Raw genomic sequence first — 22,824 nt, 5'->3', positions numbered from 1 at the left:
CGCACGCCCGTGGCGAACCTTCAAAGGAGACGATCATGCTTGAACTCAGACCCTTCAGCTCGCTGGGCGGCGCCCATCACGGCTGGCTGGATGCCCATCATCACTTCTCGTTCGCCGAATACTATGACCCTCAGCGCATGAGCTGGGGCAACCTGCGCGTATGGAACGACGACGTGATTGCCGCGGGCACCGGTTTCCCGCAACACCCGCATCGCGACATGGAAATCATTACCTATGTGCGTGAAGGCGCGATCACCCACCAGGACAACCTCGGCAACAAGGGCCGTACAGAAGCGGGCGACGTGCAAGTCATGAGCGCCGGCACCGGTATCGCGCACAGCGAGTACAACCTGGAAGCGAAAGACACCAAGATCTTTCAGATCTGGATTCTGCCGACCGAAACCGGTGCACCACCGTCGTGGGGCGCGAAACCGTTCCCCAAAGGTCAACGCGAAGGCTTTGTAACCCTGGCCAGCGGCAAGGCTGGCGACGACCAGAGCTTGCGGATCCGCGCCGATGCGCGCCTGGTGGCCGCCAACATCAAGGCCGGGGAAACGGCGGAATATCGCCTCGATGAAGGGCGCCGGGCGTATCTGGTGCCGGCGACCGGCGTGATTGAGGTCAACGGTTTGCGCGCTCAGGCGCGGGACGGCGTGGCCGTGGCGCATGAACGGGTGCTGACCGTGACCGCGATTGAAGACAGTGAAATCGTGCTGGTGGATCTGGCGTAAATGGCAGGCAAAAAAACGGGCGACCATGACGGTCGCCCCTTTTTTCTATCTACCGCCAACACGGTTCTTATGGCGAGAGATTATCCCCACTGGGTCGCGAAACGGCCCTGCTTTTCCATTGAAGGGGACTGCTGCGCAGTCCAACGGGGATAAATCCCCTCGCCACAGATAGCCCCCTCCAAAAGCAGATAAGCCCTCACATCGCATACGCGTGGCATTACTTGGCGGAAATGGCGCCATCCACCAAGGTCTGCGCTTCAGCCACCAGTTGCTTGAGGTGGTCGTCGCTGATGAAGCTTTCGGCGTAGATCTTGTAGATGTCTTCGGTGCCCGAAGGACGCGCCGCGAACCAGCCGTTTTCAGTCATTACCTTCAGACCGCCAATGGCCTGGTCGTTGCCCGGTGCATGACTGAGGATGCTCTGGATCTTTTCGCCGGCCAGTTTGGTCGAAGTCACTTGCGCTGGCGACAGCTTGCTCAGCAGCGCTTTCTGCTCCGGATTGGCCTTGGCATCGACACGTACCGCGAACGGCTCGCCCAGCTCATCGGTCAATGCGCGATAGGCCTGGCTCGGGTCGCGACCGGTTCGGGCGGTCATTTCAGCGGCCAGCAGCGCTGGAATCAGACCGTCCTTGTCGGTACTCCACACGCCACCGTCCTTGCGCAGGAACGACGCACCGGCGCTCTCCTCCCCGCCAAACCCCAGAGAACCGTCGAACAGACCGTCGGCAAACCATTTGAACCCGACCGGCACTTCGTACAAACGACGACCCAGACGCTTGGCCACGCGATCAATCAAACCGCTGCTGACCACGGTTTTACCCACGGCGGCATCAGCGCGCCACTGCGGACGGTTCTGGAATAGATAGTCGATGGACACCGCCAGATAGTTGTTCGGAGCGAGCAAGCCACCGGACGGCGTGACGATGCCGTGACGATCGTGATCCGGATCGCAGGCGAAGGCGACGTCGAAACGCTCCTTGAGGCCGATCAAGCCCTGCATGGCATGGCTGGACGACGGGTCCATACGAATCTGGCCGTCCCAGTCGACGGTCATGAAACGGAACGTCGCATCGACTTCCTTGTTGACCACCTCGAGATCCAGACGGTAATGCTCGGCGATGGCCGACCAGTAGCGCACTCCGGCGCCGCCCAGCGGATCAACGCCCAGACGTAGCTTGGCGTCACGAATGGCATCGAAGTCGATCACGTTGATCAGGTCGGCCACGTAGGTGTTCACGTAGTCGTGACGGTGAGTTGTGGCAGCCTTGAGCGCTTGCTCGTAGCTGATGCGCTTCACACCAACGAGTTTGTTGGCCAGCAACTCGTTGGCCTTGGCCTCGATCCACTTGGTGATATGGGTATCGGCCGGGCCACCATTGGTCGGGTTGTATTTGTAACCACCGCTTTGTGGCGGGTTATGCGAAGGCGTAATAACCACACCGTCAGCCAGGCCCGACGTGCGCCCGCGGTTGTAGCAGAGAATGGCGTGGGAAATGGCAGGCGTCGGCGTGTACTCATCGCCCTCGGCGATCATGACCGTCACGCCGTTGGCTGCCAGGACTTCCAGCGCGCTCGCGCCGGCCGGGGTCGACAGTGCGTGAGTGTCGATACCGACAAACAGCGGGCCAGTGATCCCTTGCGCTTCACGGTACAGGCAGATTGCCTGGCTGATGGCCAGAACGTGCCATTCGTTGAAACTCAAATCAAAGGAGCTGCCCCGGTGTCCGGATGTACCGAACGCCACACGCTGCGTGGAAATCGAAGCGTCCGGTTGGCCGGTGTAATAAGCCGTTACCAGTCGCGGGATGTCGACCAACAATTCTGCCGGTGCCGGTTTGCCCGCAAAAGGACTGAGAGTCATGCAAAACCTCTGAAATAGAGTGGTTCAGGAATACAGCGCAGTTTACTGGCAGTTTGACCGCAGTGCGATCAGATGTATCCGGAACGCTCCCGATGTTTTTTAACGTTATTCGCCGGGCGCCAGTCGCAAGGCGTCGCTCAAAAGTCCGACGACACTGGTCAGGTCGGGGTCGCCATGGCTCAGCGGGCTCAGACGCAGATGGTGCGCATGCAAGCCCCGCAGGCTGAACAGCTCGCCCGGGGCGATGATGATCTGCTGCTTGAGCAGCCGTTGAAACACATCCCCCATGTCGACCGGCCTTAGCGAGCGGACCCACACCGTCGCCCCGCCTTGCGGCTCGACGATCTGCAACACATCGCTGCGCTCGCGCAATATCTGGATCAAGTGGGTTCGACGTTCCTTGAGCAGTCGCCGCAGTACGGTCAAATGCTGATCCAGTCGCCCTCCACTCAAGAGCCGGGCAATCGCCTTCTGGCGGATCGGCGACAGGCGGAACGCACGCAACAGGAAATGGCGCTGTAGCTCGCTACGCCAGTGTCGTGACAGGACAAACCCGTATGGCGCCTCCGCGCCGATGAACTTCTCGAACGAGGAAAACACCAGCAGGCGATCGGGATCCAGATAATCACGCAAGCGAGGGGTATCGCCGCTGTCATCGAGTTCGCTATAGCAGTCGTTTTCCAGAACCCAGCTGCCGTGTTCGCCCAGCAAGCGGGCAATGGCCTGTCGATGAACGTCCGGCATCAGGCTGCCCCGGGGCATGCTCAACACCGACGACAAAATCACCAGGCGCACCGGTTCGCTGTTGAGCAACGACTCCAGTTGTTGCAGGTCAATCACGCCTTCGGCCAGCATCGGCAGCTCGATAACGTGAACTTCAGCAGCTTCCAGCAGGCGCAGGATCACCCAGTCGCACGGCGACTCAATCACCACGGTGGTTCGTCGCAACCCGAGCACCACGATCAGAATTTCCAGTACGCCGCGCAAATCAGCGCCGATATAGACGTCATCCGCCTGCCAGCAATGCACCGTTGACGAGGTGTAGCGTGCGGCCAGGACGGTACGCAGCTCCAGTTCGCCACAGGGTTGAACCTGCCATTGCGGCTGGCGCGGATACTGTCGCAACAGCTCCCGCTCCAGCATCAGCAGTGGGCTGTCCAGTGGCTGCAACGATGCCGGATCGTCGGCACTCAACACGCACATCCCCGGACGCCGGGCGTTGACGTAGACGGTCTCGAGCAAATCGCTGCCGCTGCCCGGTGACTCAGGTGTGATCGACGCCTGTGCGTAATACCCGGACTTGGCGATCGAATAGACTCGCCCCTCCTTCTCCAGCAGCGAATAGGCGTACTGAACGGTGGAGATCGAAACATTCAGGCGGTCCGCCAGTTGCCGCAAGGAAGGCAAGCGCAACGTCGCACTCCTGCCCGCTTCGCTGATCAGCAATGTCAGGTAGCGATACACCGCCTGGTAAACGAAGTGATCTTTTCCCGTCGTTTTCACGACCCCGTATCCGAGGGCAACGATTGATAACCTGACAAATGGCTCACGTTCAGCCTTCCGCTTTCCGATCGACAATTGTCACAGCGTCGTTCACGCCCGTACCCTCTTCGCGGCTTGCCGCCTCACTGGGCGCTGGCAGACTGATCGCCCCCATGGCGTAGAGCCGGATGATCAGCCTGACCGGCAAGCCGCTGACATCGGTCATCCACTTCAGCACCTGCTCTGGCGCATGCAGGCCCTGCATGGCCCGATGCAAATCCGGCAACGCCACCAGCATGCCGGGATGGCAATGGCGCAAGAACCGCTCGAGTCCGGCCCCGCTATCAATGAAAGGCGCAAACATCAGGCACGTCAGCTGGATCTGATTCAGATCGAAATTCGTCGACAGCCACGCTTGCGCCTGCATGCGCAGATGTTCGGACTCCTGCAAACTGTCGAACATCGAGAGCCATTGCTCGCAGACCGGTTCGGGGACCTGCTTGCGACGCATCTCCATCAGCCTGTTCTGCAGGTGCTCGCTGATTCCGGCTTCATAGGTTCGCGCCTCAATGAATTGCGCCTGCAGACCGCGCAAATGAGCCGCCACCACTGGCTCGGCGTATTCGTCGTCCCCGTGATACAGCGCCAGGTCATCAGCCTGGTAGCCCAGAAACTCACTGAGCAACGGCCAACGCTCTTCGAGCTTGCTGACGAACATGTCGTTGATATTGACGAAACTGGTACGTCGACAGGCTTCGAACTGACCTTCAGGACGCCAGGCCGCTCGCTCCTCTTCGGTGTAGAACTCCCGGTAATAATCGCCGCCCAACCCGTCGAGCAACGGAAACAGCGTCTCGAATCCGGCGGTATTCACCAAAGGCCCGGCGATCGCGGCCTTTTGCACCGCACGACTCAATCCATCGAGGAAGTATTGCTGTCGGCGTGGCGATTCCCCACCGATCATCGCGTCGACGCCGTTGTTCCAGCGGGCGATCTGACCGTAGTACTCGGCAGTGGCCAGGTAGGCGTCATCCCACATTTCGAGTTCTTCACTGAAACTTCGACGATGGCCGATCAGCAGCAGGTTGAGACGGTGGGCTTCACGTCCACCGTCGCTGACCGATGCCTGATGATCGAACGGCAGGACCTCGCGGTGATCCACCATCAACAGTTCAACCCTGGGATCGTCGTAGAGGAACAGCGCGCCGTAGCTGCGGTGCATGTTTTGCAAGGCCGTGGGGCCGAAGCCATTCCAGCGCAAAGTCGCGACCCGCAACTGGAAGGTCGCGGGCGCTCGGCCGGCGATACTCAACTGCGCCGCCCGCAGAAGCGCCAGTGTGTAGCAGCAATCACGGGAACCGGACTGGTTCACCAGCACCTTGAAATGACCGATGTTATCCATGCCGCCGGCGGCCACCACCAGGCGCTGAATCAGCAGTTGCAATGCTGTGCGCTCTGCGCGGGAGAAAAAGCTCAGCAAACGTTGCAATACTTGCTGGTAGACATAATTCATTGCCTGATCATGGATCGTGCTCATCGGTATTTACCCGGTATCAAAAAGATTCCTGTCGCAACGACTGAAACATCAGTCTCGCGACAATTCATCAATAAGTAATAGACGTTCAGATGCTAACACTTACAAATTCGTAGTTATTTGAAACACTTGAACAGCGAAATGCCCAATGCAAACTTTTGACATTCATTAACTACCTGTATTTAAAGGGTTTTTATCAGAGTCAAACATTCCTAGGAAACTTCCCACAAGGTCCCACGGAAAATGAGTACAAGAAAATACGAAGCAGTTTCCGAATAGGCCTACAGCACTTAAACAGAAATCGGCGCAAGCACAATCACTTGCTGATTGATGTTGCACAGGACAAATTGAATGCACAGACATGACTCATTCCTTGAGATGAAAGTAATCATTCAATTATCAGGGCTTATATCGGGATTAGAAGATACAGATGGCGGACAAAAACCGGTTCAGATGCCGATCCGTCCCCGATACGCTACCGGAGATATCTGTTCTTTTCAGGGGGAAGTTCACGCAGAAGAGTCCGTGGGGCCACGGACTCTGAGGGTTGGCTTTACGCCGGTTCGACTTGCAGTGCGACGCGCTCGCGGCATGGGCATTCGTCCATGTAGCGGTGTGCTTCTACGAACTCATTGAACGGGAATACACGGGTCTTGAGCGGCAACAACACGCGATCAGCGGTCAATTGGTTGATGTCACGCAAGGCACGCTGCAAGGCGACGTGATCCTGGGTGATACCCAATTCCGGCTTGCCGGTGAAATTGCCGATGCAGTGCACGAAGAACTGGATGTTCTTCTGGAACGCCGCACACGCCGGAAACGGTGTCTGGTTACCGCCCTGCAGGCCGTACAACACCAGGCTGCCACGCGGTGCCAGCACATCGCCAAGCAGCGACATCTGTGGCCCGCCCAGGCCATCGAAAACCACATCGACGCCACGGTTGTCAGTGATTTTGTTGATGCGCATCAACAGATCTTCTTCCTCGGTGACGATCACCTTCTCCGCACCAAGGGACAGCAGATACTCGCGCTCTTCCGCCTCTTTGGTGGCGGCAATGACCCGCACCCCCATCGCCTTGCCCAACTGGACAAAGGACGGTCCCGCACAATGGCTGGCGTCAGTCACCAAGGCAAACTGCCCGGGTTTGACCCGTGCCAGATCGGCGTAGGCAAAATAAGCGATCAACAGCGGCGTGTAATGCACACTGGCTTCGATCGGGCTGAGCACATCGGGATAACGGGTCAGCGCGGTGCGCGGCAGCACGATCGACTCGCCGTAGACCGGATAATCGTTCGGGCTTTCGGCCGGGAAGCTGGCTACCTTGTCGCCGATTGACAGGTCTTCGACATCGGCGCCGACGGCCGTCACCACGCCGGCCATTTCATGGCCAAGGCCTGAGGGCAGGCGTGCCTGGGACGAGGCCAGATTCTGACGCCAGAGTGTGTCGTACCAGCTGATGCCGATCGCCTCGACACGCACCTGCACTTCGCCAGGACCTGGCTGAGCGGCCGCATGCTCTTCGCATTTGAGCACCTCGGCCGGACCAAACTTGTGAAAACGGATCGTGCGGGACATCGCAAACCTCGTCAAATTAACCTCTAATGCCACGAACTCTATCTGGGCTTTCGACCCAAGACTATCAGTGGCTATTAATAGTCGACATGCCTGTCATTGATTCCGCAGTATGGACGGCATCGGCGAAATCCATGAAAAAACTGCTGCCATCGCCTGAGTAAAGCTGAATTTTCCGGTGCAGAGTACCAGCCTTTCCCCGTAAGATTCATGCCGGCCATTGTTCTCATATGGCTGCCCTCGTCAAGCTTGATGACTCTGCCAGGACTCCAGATGAATCGTAATGACCTGCGTCGTGTCGACCTGAACCTGTTGATCGTATTCGAAACATTGATGCACGAACGCAGTGTGACCCGTGCCGCCGAGAAATTGTTCCTCGGCCAGCCGGCGATCAGTGCGGCGCTTTCGCGCCTGCGCAGCCTGTTCGATGATCCATTGTTCGTGCGCACCGGCCGAAGCATGGAGCCGTCCGCCCGTGCAGTGGAAATCTTCGCCCTGCTCTCGCCCGCCCTCGACTCGATTTCGACTGCCGTCAGCCGCGCGGCGGAATTCGACCCGGCCACCAGTACCTCGGTGTTTCGCATCGGTTTGTCCGACGATGTCGAGTTCGCCCTGTTGCCGATGCTGCTCAAGCGCCTGCGCGCCGAAGCACCCGGTATCGTGCTGGTGGTGCGTCGGGTCAACTACATCCTGATGCCCGGCCTGCTGGCCTCCGGCGAAATCTCCATCGGCGTCAGCTACACCACCGACCTGCCGGCCAACGCCAAGCGCAAGGTCCTGCGTCGCAGCCAGCCGAAGCTGTTGCGTGCCGACACCGTGCCGGGCCCGTTAAGCCTCGACGACTACTGCGCGCGGCCCCATGCGCTGGTGTCGTTCGCCGGTGACCTCAGTGGCTTTATTGATGAAGAACTGGAGAAGCTCGGCCGCAAACGCCATGTGGTACTGGCTGTGCCGCAGTTCAACGGGCTAAGTACCTTGCTGGCGGGAACCGACATCGTTGCCACCGTGCCGGACTACACCGCTGAAGCGCTGACCGCGGCGGGTGGCGTGCGAGCGGAAGATCCGCCGTTGCCGACGCGCACGTTCGAGCTGCACATGGCGTGGCGCGGGTCGCAGGATAATGATCCGGGTGAGCGTTGGCTGCGGTCGCGGATTCAGATGTTCTTTGGCGATCCGGATAGTCTTTAGGTTTCGTCGGGCAGGCAGTTCGGCTAATCATTTCTGCCTTTCCACAAACCATGGAGCTCCATTCACTTCCAGTGGATTGCTACATTGGGGGTACATCTGAGGGCATGCTTTGGATGGTTTGAAAAGGATGCCCCCAGCCTAAGGCCAAGTGGGCTATTGATGAGGATAGCTCCGACCGGACACTCTGCGATTCGATAGACCGGCCTGAAGCTTTCAGCGGAACGGTGAACACTGGAATCGATGAACGAACAACACCACCTCCGTACAGACTCGTATTCTACCCAAGGAATTAATCGTTAAAAATCAATTGGTTAATTAGCATTATCGCGTTAGCTCTGTCCGAACAACTCAAAATCGGAGGGGCTGACACTTCCCGTGCAAACCAGGAATCGAACTTCAACGGCAACGATGTGTTGAAAAAGTAGCTCCTCTATCTTGCCTGCGGCAAAATATCTGCATTGGCCCGCAGGGAAGCACGCAGCATGATGGGACAGTTATCGAGTGGGCAGGATCGGCTGTTTTACTCGTTCAACCTCCAAGATCACATTTCCGCCAATCACCTTCTGCGCAGCATTGATCGGTGTCTCGATCTGAGCGACCTGCGCCATTACCTCGCCGATTTCTTTAGCCCGATCGGCGTCCGTCGATTGATCCTGAACTGATGATCCGCATGCTGATCGTGGGCTATTGCTACGGCATTCGCTCAGAGCGGCGGTTGTGCGCAGAGGCCCATTTGAACCTGGCGTATCGCAGGTTCTGCCGGTTAAGCCTTGAAGATGAAGTCCCCAGCCACTCGACCTTTTCCAAAAATAGACATGGCCGTTTTCGGGACAGCGATCTCTTTCGCTGGCTGTTCAATGAAGTGCTGCGTCGTTGCATGGACGCTGGCTTGGTCGAGCGATCAGGCATTTTTCGACGTGTTCGACAAACTACGCGAGATGCGGTTGATACCCTAGGCCGTGCCAGAACCGATGGGCCATCCCCTTGCGGGTAGATTCAGGAAGAGATCGAGCAGGCGAGAGATCAGCTACTACCTACGCACCAGATCATCAAGGAAGATTCCGATGCCGGATAGCTCTCAAGTGAATGTAGCCACAGCAGACGCCCTCACGCTGCTGCTACACAACCAGCACGCAATACGCGCAGCCAATGAAGAGGTGACAAAGTGGCCGCTTGATAACGGAGCGGAGAATGTAGCCGCTAACGCAATCGGGGCGATGGAGACGCTGGACAAGAATGCTCAAGGCATCACAGATGCCATCATGCGCCTGCGTCATTCTTAGGCATATCCCAAACTCTTGACGGATGCATGGATCAGGAGAGAGCCGTTGCAGGAAATTCTTGTCCCTCCAGTTTCTCCATCACCAACCCAATGAATGCAGACACAGCTAACGGCAAATGTTGCCGACTTGGGTAAAGCACATGCAGGCCGTATCCGGTTCTATGGTACTGCGGCAGCACAGACACAAGGCGCCCTGTCTGAAGATCAGACTTTGTCATGGCGGGCGGCAGCAAGGCAATTCCTAGCCCGGCCAACGTCGCCTTGCGCAAAGCTTGGGCGGTGTTTCCATTGAAACGGCTAGTGACCCGCACTTCTTCCGCTGCACCATTTGGCCCATGGAGAGTCCAGGTGGTGACGCCACTAGGATGGCCAAAAGTTACACAATCATGATTGACAAAATCTCCAAGCGAATCAGGTACACCTTTTTTTCTAAGGTAATTCGGGCTGGCCACCAGACCTTCGTTACCAGCTCCAAGGAGTTGGCGACCGACATATCCTGAGTCTTGCAACGCTCCGCCTCGAAACGCAATGTCGATACGATCAGCGATCAAATCGGCGCGTGCATCACTCAGCACAAAGTCGACGTCTACCCGTGGATGCGCCTCGAGAAAATCGGCTACCCACTCCATAGGAAAGAAGTCGAAAAAATCAGCCATTGCCGCAATGCGCACGGTGCCACTCGGCTCTTGGTTTCCTGTCATCAGCTGCTCACCAGCGTCAATCAGTCCATCCACGGCTCCACAGCATCGCTCGTGAAAAGCCTCGCCAGACTGGGTGAGTGTGAGCTTGCGCGTGGAGCGCTGCAGCAGCCTCGTACCGAGTTGAGCCTCAAGCTGTTGAACCCGCCGGCTTAAGGTGTTTGAGGGCATTCCAAGCTGCCGTGCTGCCTCAGCGAAACTACCGCTGCGCACCACTTTTACAAACAATGCGACGTCATTCAGATCGATCATCTTGCTACCACCCACGCCAAAAATGGATCAGTTCAATCCAATTATGCCATCTAATAAAGCAGTCAATAGACGCATATCCTTCAGTCATTGCTGCAGCTGACCTTCAGTTGCCGGAATCTCCTACGGGCTGACCGTCAAGGCTTTTCGGCATCACTGAGTTAATCCCCATCCAGTCCAGGCAGCCGGAACTCCGCTCGACGACATCGTCTGTCGGCAAGGGAGAACAAAGAGAAAACATATGACCGCCACCGTAGTAGTTCGACCACGCGCCATTGTCCATCGTACTGAAGGAACCACACATGGCCCCATAACGAGGCTTATGAGTCCAGGTGATCTAGGAGAGCTGTTAAAACCGTTTATTTTCCTGGACATTTTCAGCCTGAACGCCAGTGGTAGTAAGTCGAGTTTCGGCATGCATCCGCACTCAGGAATCGCAACGGTTACCTTCATGACAAAAGGGGATGTCTCTTATGAGGACACCACTGGGGCGACCGGTTTACTGCTCGCGGGTGGTGTCGAGTGGATGCAGGCCGGCAATGGGGTGTGGCACGACGCTACGCTAGCCAGCAAGTCCGCAATCCAGGGATTCCAGCTCTGGGTGGCATTGCCACCATCTCTTGAAAACGCACCCGCGATGAGTGTCTACCTTGCGCCGTCGCAAGTTCCTCAAGTGGGCCCCGCGCGTTTGCTATTGGGACGTTACGGGGCAGCCCAAAGCCTGATTGAAGTGCCGAGTGAAATGAACTATCTCGCCGTGAGTTTAAAAGACGGTGAGCACTGGCATTACACCCCTCCATCCGGTCACAACATTGCTTGGCTCGCTGTGAGTTCTGGAAGTCTGGACGCAGGTGGGTTGATCAATGCCGGCGACTTAGCCGTGTTCGAAGAGTCAGAGCACCGCATCAACTTCATCGCGAAAGGCGATTGCTCTTTCGTGATGGGCTCGGCGGTAAAGCATCCGTACGACCTAGTAACGGGTCACTACTCGGTTCACACGAGCAAGGCAGCTCTGGCGCAGGGTGAAACGGAAATACAGCGGATTGGCACACGGCTGCGGCAACAAGGACGGCTCAACTAGCGCCGCTCAAGCCGGCGTGAAATTCATCTCGACGATAACTATCCAACACCCCAAATCATACTGAGGCACGTCATGACAGCGAGCAATCTCAACCTTCTTTTGTCCCCCGCTCAAATCGCCAACCTACCCTTGAAAAATCATATGGTGATGGCGCCTCTGACACGAAGCCGGGCTGGCCAAGGTGATGTTCCAACTTCCACAGTAGTCGAGTATTACCGTCAACGTGCAAGCGCCGGCCTCATCATTACTGAGGGTTCCCAGGTCTCGGCTCAAGGCAAAGGCTACATGAGAACACCGGGCATCTTCACCAGCGAGCAAATCGCTGGCTGGAAACACGTGACCGACGCCGTGCATGCAGAGGGCGGACGGATATTTCTCCAGCTCTGGCACGTTGGGCGCCTGTCACACTCCCTAGTACAGCTCGATAATCAGCTGCCGGTAGCCCCCTCAGCGATCAAGGCTGATGGCGAGATCTACACGCCTGAAGGACTGAAGCCTTACGAGTCGCCACGGGCTCTGAGTCTGGATGAAATTCCTGGTGTGATTGCGGATTTTCGCCAAGGTGCTGAAAACGCGAAGCGTGCAGGTTTTGACGGTGTGGAAATACATGGCGCGAACGGCTACTTGATCGATCAGTTCCTGCGCGATGGCACCAACACCCGAACCGATTCATACGGCGGCTCTGCAGAAAATCGCGCTCGGTTTCTTAAGGAGGTTGTGGAGTCGGTCATCGAAGTATTCGGGGCTAGCCGCGTGGGCGTTCGCCTGTCACCGATTTTTAATTACTTCTCCATGAGCGACAGCGATCCCCAAGCGACATTCAACTATGCAGCAAAAATGCTCAGTCGCTACGGGCTAGCCTACATTCACGTTGTAGAAGTCGGTGCGGGTTCATTCGACTTCAGAGAACTGAAGCGTCGTTTCGGAGGCACCTACATCGCCAATGGCGGCTATGACGCGGAACGCGCAGAAACGTCCCTCAGAGAAGGAAATGCTGATCTGGTGTCCTTTGGCACTGCGTTCCTAGCCAACCCGGATCTGGTAGAGCGATTCGAACAGGGTGTCGCATTGAATGACGCAGACCCGACCACCTTCTATCAGGGTGAGGAGCGAGGTTATACGGATTACCCGACCATGGCCCAGATTCGATAACGATGAAGTGCTGCGGGAAGCGCAGTCGCTGCCAGCTGCCTCTCGCAGATTAATCGGGCCGGCAGGTAGCAATGCTGAGCCGGAGTAGGAGTAGGAGTAGGAGTCTGCGCCCTCTCCGGTAATCACCTGCAAATCTGCGGCAAGCCTGTCTTGACAAAAAAACTGTGATCACATATCACTTAATGAGGTTTTCTTGTCTACGCACTCCGTAGCCACGAAAGAACTCATGAACAAAAATAAGACAGGACGCATTAGCTATGAACGTGATGAAGCGGCTGACACCCTATACCGGATTGAGAGTTTTGATTTCCGGTGGGGCAGCAGGCATTGGTGAATCGATCGCGGCTGCATATCTCGAAATTGGGGCAAGAGTCCATGTATGCGATGTAAGTGAGCAGGCGATCGCACAATTTCGTGAGCGCTATCCAGAGGCTTTGGCCACATTAGCTGACGTCTCCGACTCTGCTCAAATTAAGCGAGTCTTCGAGATACAACAGGATTGGGTGGATGGGCTGGATGTACTTATCAACAATGCAGGCATAGCAGGGCCGACCGGCGGAATCGACAAAATTAGCGATGCAGAATGGGAACAGACAATAGACATCAATCTCAATGCGCAGTATCGCTTCGCTCATCATGCTGTCCCCCTCCTAACGAAGTCAGAACACGCACACATCATTCATATTTCATCGGTCGCGGGGCGCTTAGGCTACGCCTGGCGGACTCCATACGCCGCGACCAAGTGGGCCATCGTTGGTCTTATGAAGTCATTGGCAGCCGAGTTGGGCGAAAAAGACATTCGAGTCAATGCACTGCTGCCAGGCATCGTCGAGGGCCCGCGCCAGGATCGCGTCATCAGTGATCGCGCCAAACAATTAGGCATTTCAGAGCCGGAGATGCGCCAACAAACATTGAAGAAAATCTCATTGCGCCGGATGACTCCACCCGAAGACGTGGCAGCAATGGCCTTATTTCTATGCTCTCCTGCTGCTAACAATGTGACAGGACAAGCGATCAGCATCGATGGCAATGTCGAGTATCTTTGATTAGTCAGACCTACACGTCTCGCCACCGACCTTGGTAGCGAGACGCTTGTTGTGCGTGTGCTAGAGAACTCATTTCTCCCCAATTCCGTCACTTTCAATACCGGCACATCCGTGATCACAGATGTCTCATTTTCCTATCCCGGCTGATCGAACCTGCCTATAATTCTCGCCATGAACCTATCCACACTCGTAACCCCCATGATCCGCCAGACTCTCAGTGCGGACGTTTATGCCCAGCTGCGTGATCTGCTGATAAGCGGACGCGTTATGCCTGGGGAAAAGCTCTCGCTCAGATCTATAGCGGACGCTCTTGGTGTTAGCGTCATGCCAGTGCGAGAGGCTGTTCACAGGTTGGTCGCTGAGCAAGCGCTTGAAATGGCGGCTAATCGATATATTCGCGTTCCTGTACTGACAGTCAGCCAATTCCGGGAAATCACCAGTATCCGGTTGAATCTGGAGGGGCAAGCGGCAGCTCGTGCTGCGGAGCTTGTTGATTCGCAGGCGCTGGCTGAGATTGAAAAGATACACGAGGCATTTTGCGCAGAGTTTGCAAAAGGCGCTCCCGATGAGTCACGGCTGATTACGCTGAACAAAGAATTGCATTTCGCAATTTATAATCAGGCGGACATGCCCATCCTGCTCCAGATAGTTGAGTCCCTGTGGCTGAGAATAGGGCCTATCATCAACTATGACCTACGATCTGGCACTGAGCGTGTGGTTCAGCGAGTGCAAGCCAGTCATCACGCAGCGATGGTTGATGCTTTAAAGAAGGGTGACTCGGTTGCCGCCTGTGAATCACTGCAAGATGACATCAAAAGTGCTGCCGAGTTTATCCTGAATACAGGGGCGCTGATCGTTGCCGATGCGCACAAGCCTGTCGAAGCTGATTAATTCCACCAACATGTTTTAAAAAGAGGCGCCTGGTATCAGGGCGCCTCTTTTTTTCGCTCGCTTGTTACATTTGAGCGCCGATCATCCAAGGTACTGTTTCTTCATTGCCGACGCCCAACGCCTCGCTTTTAGATTTTTCTCCAGAAGCCACTCGTATGAGCATGTCGAAAATCTCTTTACCCTTCGATTCAAGGGTGGCATCGCCATCCATGACATCCCCGCAGTTGATGTCCATATCATCCTTCATGCGAGTGTACATTTTGGTATTCGTCGCGAGCTTGATCGAAGGAGCAGGCTTGGCGCCAAAGCACGAGCCGCGTCCGGTGGTGAACGCAACGAGGTTTGCGCCGCTGGCGATTTGGCCAGTGGCTCCCATCGGGTCGTAGCCAGGCGCATCCATGAACACCAAGCCTCGGACTGTAATGGGCTCGGCGTAACGATAAACGCCCATGAGTGCTGAGGAGCCACTTTTGGCAACTGCGCCTAGAGACTTTTCGAGAATGGTCGTCAGGCCGCCGGCCTTGTTACCAGGCGTGGGGTTGTTATCAATACTGCCTTTTTCGCGGTCTGCGTAGCTCTCCCACCATTTGATAAGGTCGACGATACCCTGGCCGACTTCACGGGTTGCAGCGCGACGAGTCAGCAGGTGTTCAGCGCCGTAGATCTCCGGCGTTTCGCTAAGGATGGCAGTTCCACCTTGCGCTACGAGCATATCGACAGCCACACCGAGGGCGGGGTTGGCCGTGATGCCCGAGTATCCGTCTGAACCGCCGCACTGGAGCGCCACGGTCAGGTGCCGCGCCGAGACCGGCTCGCGTCGGCACTCGTTGGCAACCGGCAGCATCGATTCCACGGCGGCAATGGCGGCATCCGCTGCGTTGCGGGTTCCGCCAACGTCTTGGATGACAACGGGAGCGATAAGCTTGCCGGTCTCGATACCCTGGGCCATGAACAGAGCGCCCATCTGATTGGCTTCACAGCCTAGGCCGATGACAACCACGCCAGCGAAGTTGGCGTGCTTGATGAACCCGCCTAGCGTGCGCCGCAGTTGGTTCACCCCCTCGCCATTGTGCTCTATGCAGCAACCGAAGCTGTGAGTGATCGGCACCACACCGTCCACGTTTGGGTAAGCATCCAGCACACCGTTTCGCGAGAAGTGTTCAACTACCATTTTGGTAACAGTGGAGGAGCAGTTCACAGTGCTCACTACACCAATGTAGTTTCGAGTTGCTACTCGCCCGTCAGCGCGGACGAAACCTTGGAATGTCACAGGAGAGGCAGCAGGCGACGCGACTTTGGCATCCTCGCCGAACGCGTAGTCTCGCTCGAACGTCGCCATCTCCAGATTGTGCGTATGCACGTAATCGCCTGGCTCAATGGGTTTAGTAGCAAAGCCAATGATCTGGCCATAACGTAGAACAGGATCACCTGGGTTTACGTGTGCAAGGGCGATTTTGTGCGCTGCGGGCACATCGGCGAGCACCACGATATTACCGAACTCCGTAACCACGGTTCCTTGAGGTATCGAAGCGCGTGCGATTACAACATTATCGTCGGGATGTAGTTTAAGTGCTAGGGATGTACTCTTCATTTTGTCCTCGCATTATCAGTAATACACGGCGCAGCCTGGGGCAATACAATGTTGTCCCGCGTTTTTGTAGTAATCGTTTCTTGTGCCTGACGTAGCTTCAGACTCAGGAATGCCGCGAGCGTTAAAAGAGCCGCTACAATAATGAGCCCATTCTTCGTGCTCCCAGTAGTTTGTTCAACGAAGCCCAGAAGTGAAGGGCCGAAGAAACCACCAGTAATACCAAAGGTATTCACTAACGCCAGCCCCGCCGCCATACCTGCTCCCGCCAGTCTTGAACTGGCAAAGAGGAATATCACAGGCTGAACAACGAAAAACATCGATGCCGTAAGAGTGAATCCTATTAGAGCTATCAGTGGAGTGGTAAAGGCCGCAAGGGTCAATCCAGCCGACATCAGGAGCAGCCCACCGAACATTATTTTGCGTGAAACTTTCGGAGTAGTTGCATACCTTGGAAGAAACGCTGCCCCGAGCGCTGCTGCGATCCATGGGATTGAGTTTAACAATCCTATTTGTAACGATGATAAGCCTCCGTACGTGCCAATGATGCCCGGCAAGAAGAAAATTACCGAATAGACACTAACTTGGTGGAGGAAATACACCGCGATCGCAAGCCAAATCTGAGGAATTTTAAGAACCCCCTTAAAAGAATGACCTACATTGCCGGAGGCGATTTCTTCATCATGTTCTTTCTTCAGAACTTGCTCTACTTCAGTGACTTGTTCCTTTGATAGCCAACTTGCCGTAGATGGGCCGTCCGGAAGCTTTCGCCAAATCACGACGGAGAATAGAACAGCTGGAATTCCCTCCAAGAAGAACAGCCACTGCCAGCCGTGCCAACCCCAGATTCCATCCATCTCTAACAGCAGCCCGCCAACCGGCCCGCTGATGATATTCGCGAGACAAACCCCGATTAGAAAATAGCCACTGGCTCGTGCCCTTTGCTCACGACCAAACCAATAGGTTAAATAGAGCATTACACCTGGGAACAATCCGGCTTCAGCTGCGCCCAGTAGCGCGCGGGCAATGTAAAACGTAGTCTCATCGGTAATGAAGGCCATACCGGCAGATAACAATCCCCAGGTGATCATGATCCTGGTGATCCAGAGTCGGGCCCCTACCCGGTGCATGATCAAGTTACTGGGTACCTCCATGAGTGCATAGGTAAGGAAGAAGAGCCCTGCACCAAAACCGTATGCGGCAGCGGAAATACCCAAGTCTACTGCCATGTGTGTTTTGGCAAGTGAAATGTTAGTTCTGTCTAGAAAGCTTATAACGTAAGCAAAGATTAACATCGGCATTAGTTTGCGAAACATTAAAGCGTTCAGCGACTGTCCCTTTTGTGTTTTTGTATGGGTCGTAGCTAACATGGTTCATTTTCTCCTCATGAGGATAAGTTGCTAAGGCGCTGGTGTTGTGCCGCGACCTTTAATTATCAAAATATCCTCTAGATAGACTTATGGGGGGGGGGGTGAGTGCCCGCGCTTAGAAATTGACGTTATCGCCACCTTTGAGCTTCAGGATTCCCCTGGCGTCAGCAGGTGTCGCCACTTCAAGTGAAAGCCCTTCGAGAATTTTTCGCATGCGCAATACTTGATCGGCGTTGCTTTTTGCCAATTGGCCCGGCCCGTCCCAAAGCGAGTCTTCAAGACCTACACGCACATGTCCTCCAAGCGTGGCTGATTGAGCACCAATGCTCATCTGCTGCTTTCCTGCAGGAAGCACCGACCACTGATAGTCATCTCCGAATAGACGATCAGCTGTGCGCCGCATATGCAGGACATCCTCAGGGTGACCGCCGATACCGCCCAAAATGCCGAAAACCGATTGGATCAAAAATGGAGGTTTGATGAGGCCGCGATCAATGAAATGTGCAGCGGTGTAGAGATGCCCAATGTCATAGCATTCGATTTCAAAACGGGTACCGTTCTCACTGCATGACTCCAGGATGTGGGCTATGTCGGTAAATGTATTTTTGAAAATGCGGTCATGGCTGCCGGCGAGGTATGGTTCCTCCCAGGCGTGTTTGAACTCCTTAAACCGATTGAGCATTGGGTAAAGTCCCATGTTCATCGTGCCCATGTTCAGTGAGGCCACTTCCGGTTTGAACTGATGTGCTGGACGAAGTCGATCTTCAAGCGACATTGTCGGTGCGCCACCTGTAGTCAGGTTGATCACCACATCGCTAGCCTCTTTGATAGCCGGCAGAAACTGCTTAAACAGTTCCGGATCCTGAGAGGGGCTGCCATCAATTGGGTTACGAGCATGTAGGTGAACAATTGAGGCGCCAGCCTCAGCGGCACCAATCGCCGCTTCGGCAATTTGACCTGGTGTTACCGGCAGGTAACGGGACATGGAAGGTGTATGAATTGCGCCGGTGACCGCGCAAGTGATGATGACTTTACGAGCCATGGTGACCTCCTGGTTACTTTTATTTTGATGTTCAGGATGAGGTGATGCCGTCAGGAATTTGGTGCTTGACGCTTGTGCGCAGCGAGAGCCATAAGGCGGCGGTCACGCCAAGCGGATCGCAATGCAATGCCTTCAAGTTCAAGTTTTTGGCGGCGCTCGTCATGTACTCGGGCGACTGCTGATTCCGACCAGTCGAAAGCATTTTCGGAATTGATCGTTTCGCGATTTTGCTGACCGTAGCGTTTGGCATAGTCAGATACGCCGGCAGGGGCGTTGAGATCGATGGTTTCGAAGGGGCCCATAAATGACCAGCGGAGGGCGAGTCCATCTTTGAGCACCCGATCAATATCCTCCGAGCTGGCAAAGCCTTCTTCATGCAATTTGAAGCATTCGTTGAGGACTGCGGCTTGGACTCGGTTCAATAAGAAGCCGTGGATCTCTCGGGATAGAACGACAGGGCTCTGCCCTGCTGCGGTGTAGATCTCATGCGCTCGAATCATCACTTCAGATTCTGTCCACGGCGCAGGGCAAAGCTCCACAAGAGGAACTAAATAAGGTGGGTTGGTAGGGTGTGCAACTACGCAGCGCCCCCGACCTGGTAGATCTTTAGTGAACTCGGAGGCCGGTAACCATGAAGTTGAACTGGCAAGAATCGCGTCCTTGGGCGCCAACGCATCCATTCGACTGAAGATATCGATTTTCGCCTCTACCGTTTCCCGAACGTTTTCCTGTACGAGCACTACATCACGTAGCGCATCAGCCAAGTCGGGAACGCAAGTAATGCGTGTCAGTACGGCGAGGGGGGCGTCATTAAGAAGATCGAATTCTGCGAGCTCATTAAGCCTCGCTTCGATGTAGGCATGGCTGTTCTGCATTGTCTGCAGATCCATATCGTGTAAACGCACCGGATGTCCTGCCCGAGCAAAAACAATCGCCCAAGCTCTCCCAATCAGGCCCGCGCCAACGATTGCAATGGGGCCACGCTCTGTCGCAGATGGAGTTGTACTTCGCATGATGTTCTCCAAATTTTGTATTTATGTTTAGGAGTAATCGTTTGAGCGGTTGGTGAACCATGCTGACGCTCAGATGTTCGCTCTGAGACAGATGCTATCCACTGTGATCACAGATCACAAGAAAATAATTCTGATCGTCTGACGATCGGCTATGCAAGGGATTCGAGGGTCGAGATAGCTCCCGCAACGGCCTAAGCCTCAGTGGGTCGGCGCGCTTTAGGTTTTTGTGCGGGAATAGAAAAGGCTTTTTTCGGGATTGAACCTTCGCGTTAAATAAACGCAGAAAAGCCCGCCTGACGAGCGGGCTCCTCAATCAGATCTTTCAGCCTGCGTGGCCTTGACCCGCTTCACGAAGGAAAGCGCGTACCGTGTCACAGAACTCCAATGGGTTCTCAGTCATTGGATAGTGGCCAGTACCTGCGAGCACGGCGATCTTACTGCCGGGAATGCGAGATGCTGTCTCCTCAACCTTCTCTTGGTACACCAACCAATCCGCGTCACCGCGCAGAAGTAAAACAGGCGCTTTGATCTTTCCAACTTGTTGCCGCTGATCAAAGTTCGCATAGCCTGTGAGGTCACCTTTCATCACCTGCGGCGTGGTGCGCGAGATCTGCCACACCACCTCCCTCGCACGATCTGGTGGAGTGCGATTGCCCGTCATCGAACGAGACCAGGCGCCGATGATCTCTGGCCCATTCATGAGCAACATATCGAGGAAGAACTCGGAAACCGTCGGGGTAAAATCTGCCCCTTCAGCTGAAATGATCGCGCTGTACGCATCGGGCCGACGTGCCCCCAATTCCAACACCAGATTGCCACCCATCGAGCATCCCATGATGGCGGGTTTCTCAAGTCCCAAAGCCTCCATAAGGTGCTCATTGAACTCCGCATGGCGAGTGAGGCTGTGGAATGGGCCTGATTCGGGTAGCTCTGATTTGCTATGCCCGGGGGCGTCAATTGCAATGACGCGGAACTCATCTGAGAGGCCGTCCAGTACGTGCCTGTACATCAGAGAATCTTGTGATGCTGCGTGGAAGCAAACGAGTGGACGCCCCTCCCCTGATTCTTCGTAATAAACGCGAATTCCATCAACGGTAATGTACCGTCCTACCGTCTCTTTCCCCGACGGCTTAGGCCCGGGAGAGTACGAGACTGGAGGGTTATTATTAGCTTTCCCTACACGCTTCATTGCGTCGAACGCGCGGGCCATCACATCTACGTACTGCCATGCAGCGAACACGTTGCCCTCAAGCTCAAGTTTTCCCAATCCAGGGGACAACGCTTCAAACCAGTCGATCTTTCCGTCAAGAACGCGCTGCCACTCATCATCAGCACCAGACACGATGATGTCAGCGCCCAACGGGCTTCCTTCCGGGTAAACCGCAACAACTTTACCGGCGAGAACCGCAAGCGTTGAGAAACCTGTGCTGTGCTTGAATTGAATGCGCCCATCAAAATAGCGAGCAGCGGCAGTCCAATCAGCATCACCGTTTAACTCGTCGGCGAATTGGCTCAACCATTTGGCATCATTAATAAGGGTCATGATTTTCTCCTAGCTTTAGCTATCCCCAAGGGGATTTTCTTGTAATTGCAGGTACGATCGGTTCGTTACAAACCCATGTTGCAAGAGGACTTCGATACCAGAGCCTTGTCGTACTTAAGGAACCAGCCGGTAGTTTCTCGAGTGAAGAAAATGGTGATGATGGCCGCCAGTACCATGAGACCGGAGATAAAGTAGAGCGCGTAGTTGTAGCCCGCAGCCTGCTCAAAGCCACCACCTGCGCCGATGAACATCCCGATCACGAATGGCCCAAAGCCACCGGCGTAAATACCGACGTTGACGATTGAGCCCGCCAAGCCAGTCGTGCCTTGCTTCGCAGAGTCAAACGCAATGGCATACAGCAACGTGTAGGGCGCGTTCATCGCGAACCCAGCAAACAACTGAATCGCGATAAGCCAAGTCAGGCTGACGGATGAGTATTTGAAGAGGTACATGCCCACCGCAAGCCACGCGAAAACAAGCACTAGGCAAAGTTTTCGGCCTGCACGGTCTGAAATCCATCCCCAAACGATCTGGCCGATACCACCGGTGATCGTGAAGAGCACCGAGTAAGCAGCTGCCTCTGCGAAGTTGTAATGGGCAACAAAGGCCAGGTACTGAGGTAGCCAGAAGCTGATGCCGAAGTAGCCAACGATTGCAAACATCGAGATTAGAGCGATAGCGGAGATGTTCGGATTTTTCATTGCCGACTTGAACGCGCCTTTGGGCACCTCCACCACACCTTGTACCGCTTCCATTGATGGAGGGGTCTCACCCACGGCTTGAGCGTGTTCAACAAAAGACTCGTAACGCTTCTTCGTACTGAACCACCAGTAGACCGAAAAGATGATGATCATCGGTACAGGGAAAAGCAGGAATGCCAAGCGCCAATTTTCCGGGCCATAAGCGTGGAGTAGAGCACTGATCGCCAAGCCACCGATCAATGTGCCCCAAGGGTATCCGGTGTGATGAAGTCCTAGGGCGAAACCACGGCGCTCCTTCGACCACCACTCAGACAAGGAGGTGACTTCGATGGCTTCGCCAGCACCACCAAATGCGTGAGACATCACTTGCAGCGCGACAAGCACTCCAAGCGAGCCAGTCAAGAAATTGAGGCCGGTCAGAAAGGTGAATAGCGTGTAAGCAATCACGATTGGCAGGTGACGGTATTTTCGCATCCATCCCTGACCGCCTTTATCAGCCCAGATCATGCAAGGCACGGCTATCAAAGATGTAGCGATCGTGATGAACGCGGCAAGCAGTCCAGTCAGCTCAGCGCTTGTCTTGAACTCGCTGGTGATGGAGGGCAATACCATAAAGAACATCTGGCGGGAGTTGGCATCCATGGCATACACGAGCCACAAAAGAGCCATCGCGCCCCACGAGGCTGCACCTGCTCCTTTCGGCACACGATTGACCGCAGGTAATGCTTCGATTTTGTCTTGAGCAAATCCCATGGGGATATCTCCGGGTGTTTATTTTTATTCTCCGGCTGAGGAT

General features: G+C 55.3%; 18 protein-coding genes and 1 pseudogene. 8 read left to right on the top strand and 11 right to left on the bottom strand.

All coding sequences use genetic code 11. The features are described from left to right. Positions 1-35 precede the first annotated feature (35 nt). Positions 36-731, top strand: a complete 696-nt coding sequence (locus HV782_RS14790; RefSeq protein ID WP_128616375.1) for a pirin family protein — start codon at positions 36-38, stop codon at positions 729-731. 217 nt (positions 732-948) lie between these two features. Here the strand turns inward: HV782_RS14790 and pgm are convergent, their stop codons facing one another. The 4 genes from pgm to HV782_RS14770 all read right to left on the bottom strand — a co-directional run bounded on the left by pgm (position 949) and on the right by HV782_RS14770 (position 7,187). Next, entirely contained in the window at positions 949-2,595 is a 1,647-nt protein-coding gene (gene pgm / locus HV782_RS14785) for a phosphoglucomutase (alpha-D-glucose-1,6-bisphosphate-dependent) (RefSeq protein WP_186746067.1), read from the bottom strand. Between the two features lie 105 nt (positions 2,596-2,700). Next, positions 2,701-4,098: an aminotransferase-like domain-containing protein gene (locus tag HV782_RS14780; protein ID WP_186746065.1), complete on the bottom strand. Its 1,398-nt coding sequence runs from the start codon at positions 4,096-4,098 to the stop codon at positions 2,701-2,703. A gap of 49 nt (positions 4,099-4,147) precedes the next feature. Continuing rightward, positions 4,148-5,614 (bottom strand): hypothetical protein, encoded by a 1,467-nt coding sequence (locus HV782_RS14775; RefSeq protein ID WP_186746063.1) that lies wholly within the window; start codon positions 5,612-5,614, stop codon positions 4,148-4,150. 550 nt (positions 5,615-6,164) lie between these two features. Then, the gene (locus tag HV782_RS14770; protein WP_186746061.1) at positions 6,165-7,187 is read right to left on the bottom strand and encodes a zinc-dependent alcohol dehydrogenase family protein; all 1,023 of its coding nucleotides are present in this window, start codon (positions 7,185-7,187) and stop codon (positions 6,165-6,167) included. A 270-nt stretch (positions 7,188-7,457) separates the two neighbouring features. Here HV782_RS14770 and HV782_RS14765 point away from each other — a divergent pair, with 270 nt between their 5' ends. The 3 genes and pseudogenes from HV782_RS14765 (at position 7,458) to HV782_RS14755 (ending at position 9,655) form a co-directional block, all read left to right on the top strand. Next, positions 7,458-8,372, top strand: a complete 915-nt coding sequence (locus HV782_RS14765) for a LysR family transcriptional regulator (RefSeq protein ID WP_123468563.1) — start codon at positions 7,458-7,460, stop codon at positions 8,370-8,372. Positions 8,373-8,854: 482 nt separating this feature from the next. Next, positions 8,855-9,279: pseudogene (locus HV782_RS14760) on the top strand (transposase); the annotation flags it as partial. Positions 9,280-9,436: 157 nt separating this feature from the next. Further along, on the top strand, positions 9,437-9,655 hold the full coding sequence (locus HV782_RS14755; RefSeq protein ID WP_186746059.1) for a hypothetical protein: 219 nt from the start codon (positions 9,437-9,439) through the stop codon (positions 9,653-9,655). 31 nt (positions 9,656-9,686) lie between these two features. Here HV782_RS14755 and HV782_RS14750 read toward each other — a convergent pair whose 3' ends face one another. Beyond that, entirely contained in the window at positions 9,687-10,604 is a 918-nt protein-coding gene (locus HV782_RS14750) for a LysR family transcriptional regulator (RefSeq protein ID WP_186746057.1), read from the bottom strand. 238 nt (positions 10,605-10,842) lie between these two features. On the opposite strand from HV782_RS14750, the gene HV782_RS14745 reads away from it, so the two are divergent. The 4 genes from HV782_RS14745 to HV782_RS14730 all read left to right on the top strand — a co-directional run bounded on the left by HV782_RS14745 (position 10,843) and on the right by HV782_RS14730 (position 14,771). Next, positions 10,843-11,682 (top strand): pirin family protein, encoded by an 840-nt coding sequence (locus HV782_RS14745; protein WP_186746055.1) that lies wholly within the window; start codon positions 10,843-10,845, stop codon positions 11,680-11,682. Between the two features lie 72 nt (positions 11,683-11,754). Continuing rightward, complete coding sequence (locus HV782_RS14740) at positions 11,755-12,834, top strand: alkene reductase (RefSeq protein WP_186746053.1); 1,080 nt, start codon at positions 11,755-11,757, stop codon at positions 12,832-12,834. 257 nt (positions 12,835-13,091) lie between these two features. Further along, positions 13,092-13,880 carry an SDR family oxidoreductase gene (locus HV782_RS14735; RefSeq protein ID WP_038364716.1) on the top strand — a complete coding sequence of 263 codons (789 nt, stop codon included), beginning with the start codon at positions 13,092-13,094 and terminating at the stop codon, positions 13,878-13,880. A 198-nt stretch (positions 13,881-14,078) separates the two neighbouring features. Next, positions 14,079-14,771 carry a GntR family transcriptional regulator gene (locus HV782_RS14730; RefSeq protein WP_224789372.1) on the top strand — a complete coding sequence of 231 codons (693 nt, stop codon included), beginning with the start codon at positions 14,079-14,081 and terminating at the stop codon, positions 14,769-14,771. 64 nt (positions 14,772-14,835) lie between these two features. On the opposite strand, the gene HV782_RS14725 is transcribed toward HV782_RS14730, so the two are convergent. The 6 genes from HV782_RS14725 to HV782_RS14700 form a co-directional block, all read right to left on the bottom strand. Next, positions 14,836-16,362, bottom strand: a complete 1,527-nt coding sequence (locus tag HV782_RS14725; RefSeq protein WP_186746051.1) for a UxaA family hydrolase — start codon at positions 16,360-16,362, stop codon at positions 14,836-14,838. Then, positions 16,359-17,729 (bottom strand): MFS transporter, encoded by a 1,371-nt coding sequence (locus tag HV782_RS14720; RefSeq protein WP_186746048.1) that lies wholly within the window; start codon positions 17,727-17,729, stop codon positions 16,359-16,361. Before HV782_RS14720 ends, HV782_RS14725 begins: the two co-directional genes overlap by 4 nt. A 115-nt stretch (positions 17,730-17,844) precedes the next feature. Next, positions 17,845-18,771 carry a 3,5-dioxohexanoate:acetyl-CoA acetone transferase gene (gene kce, locus HV782_RS14715; RefSeq protein ID WP_038364703.1) on the bottom strand — a complete coding sequence of 309 codons (927 nt, stop codon included), beginning with the start codon at positions 18,769-18,771 and terminating at the stop codon, positions 17,845-17,847. 50 nt (positions 18,772-18,821) lie between these two features. Further along, the gene (locus HV782_RS14710) at positions 18,822-19,784 is read right to left on the bottom strand and encodes a 3-hydroxyacyl-CoA dehydrogenase (protein ID WP_052178282.1); all 963 of its coding nucleotides are present in this window, start codon (positions 19,782-19,784) and stop codon (positions 18,822-18,824) included. Positions 19,785-20,106: 322 nt separating this feature from the next. Further along, complete coding sequence (locus HV782_RS14705) at positions 20,107-21,327, bottom strand: alpha/beta fold hydrolase (RefSeq protein WP_186746046.1); 1,221 nt, start codon at positions 21,325-21,327, stop codon at positions 20,107-20,109. 65 nt (positions 21,328-21,392) lie between these two features. Further along, entirely contained in the window at positions 21,393-22,781 is a 1,389-nt protein-coding gene (locus HV782_RS14700; RefSeq protein ID WP_007913177.1) for an MFS transporter, read from the bottom strand. Positions 22,782-22,824 lie beyond the last annotated feature (43 nt).

Source organism: Pseudomonas monsensis (assembly GCF_014268495.2).
GTDB lineage: Bacteria > Pseudomonadota > Gammaproteobacteria > Pseudomonadales > Pseudomonadaceae > Aquipseudomonas > Aquipseudomonas monsensis.
Note: the sequence above shows the minus strand (reverse complement) of the source record. Positions and strands in the feature narration are given on the sequence as shown.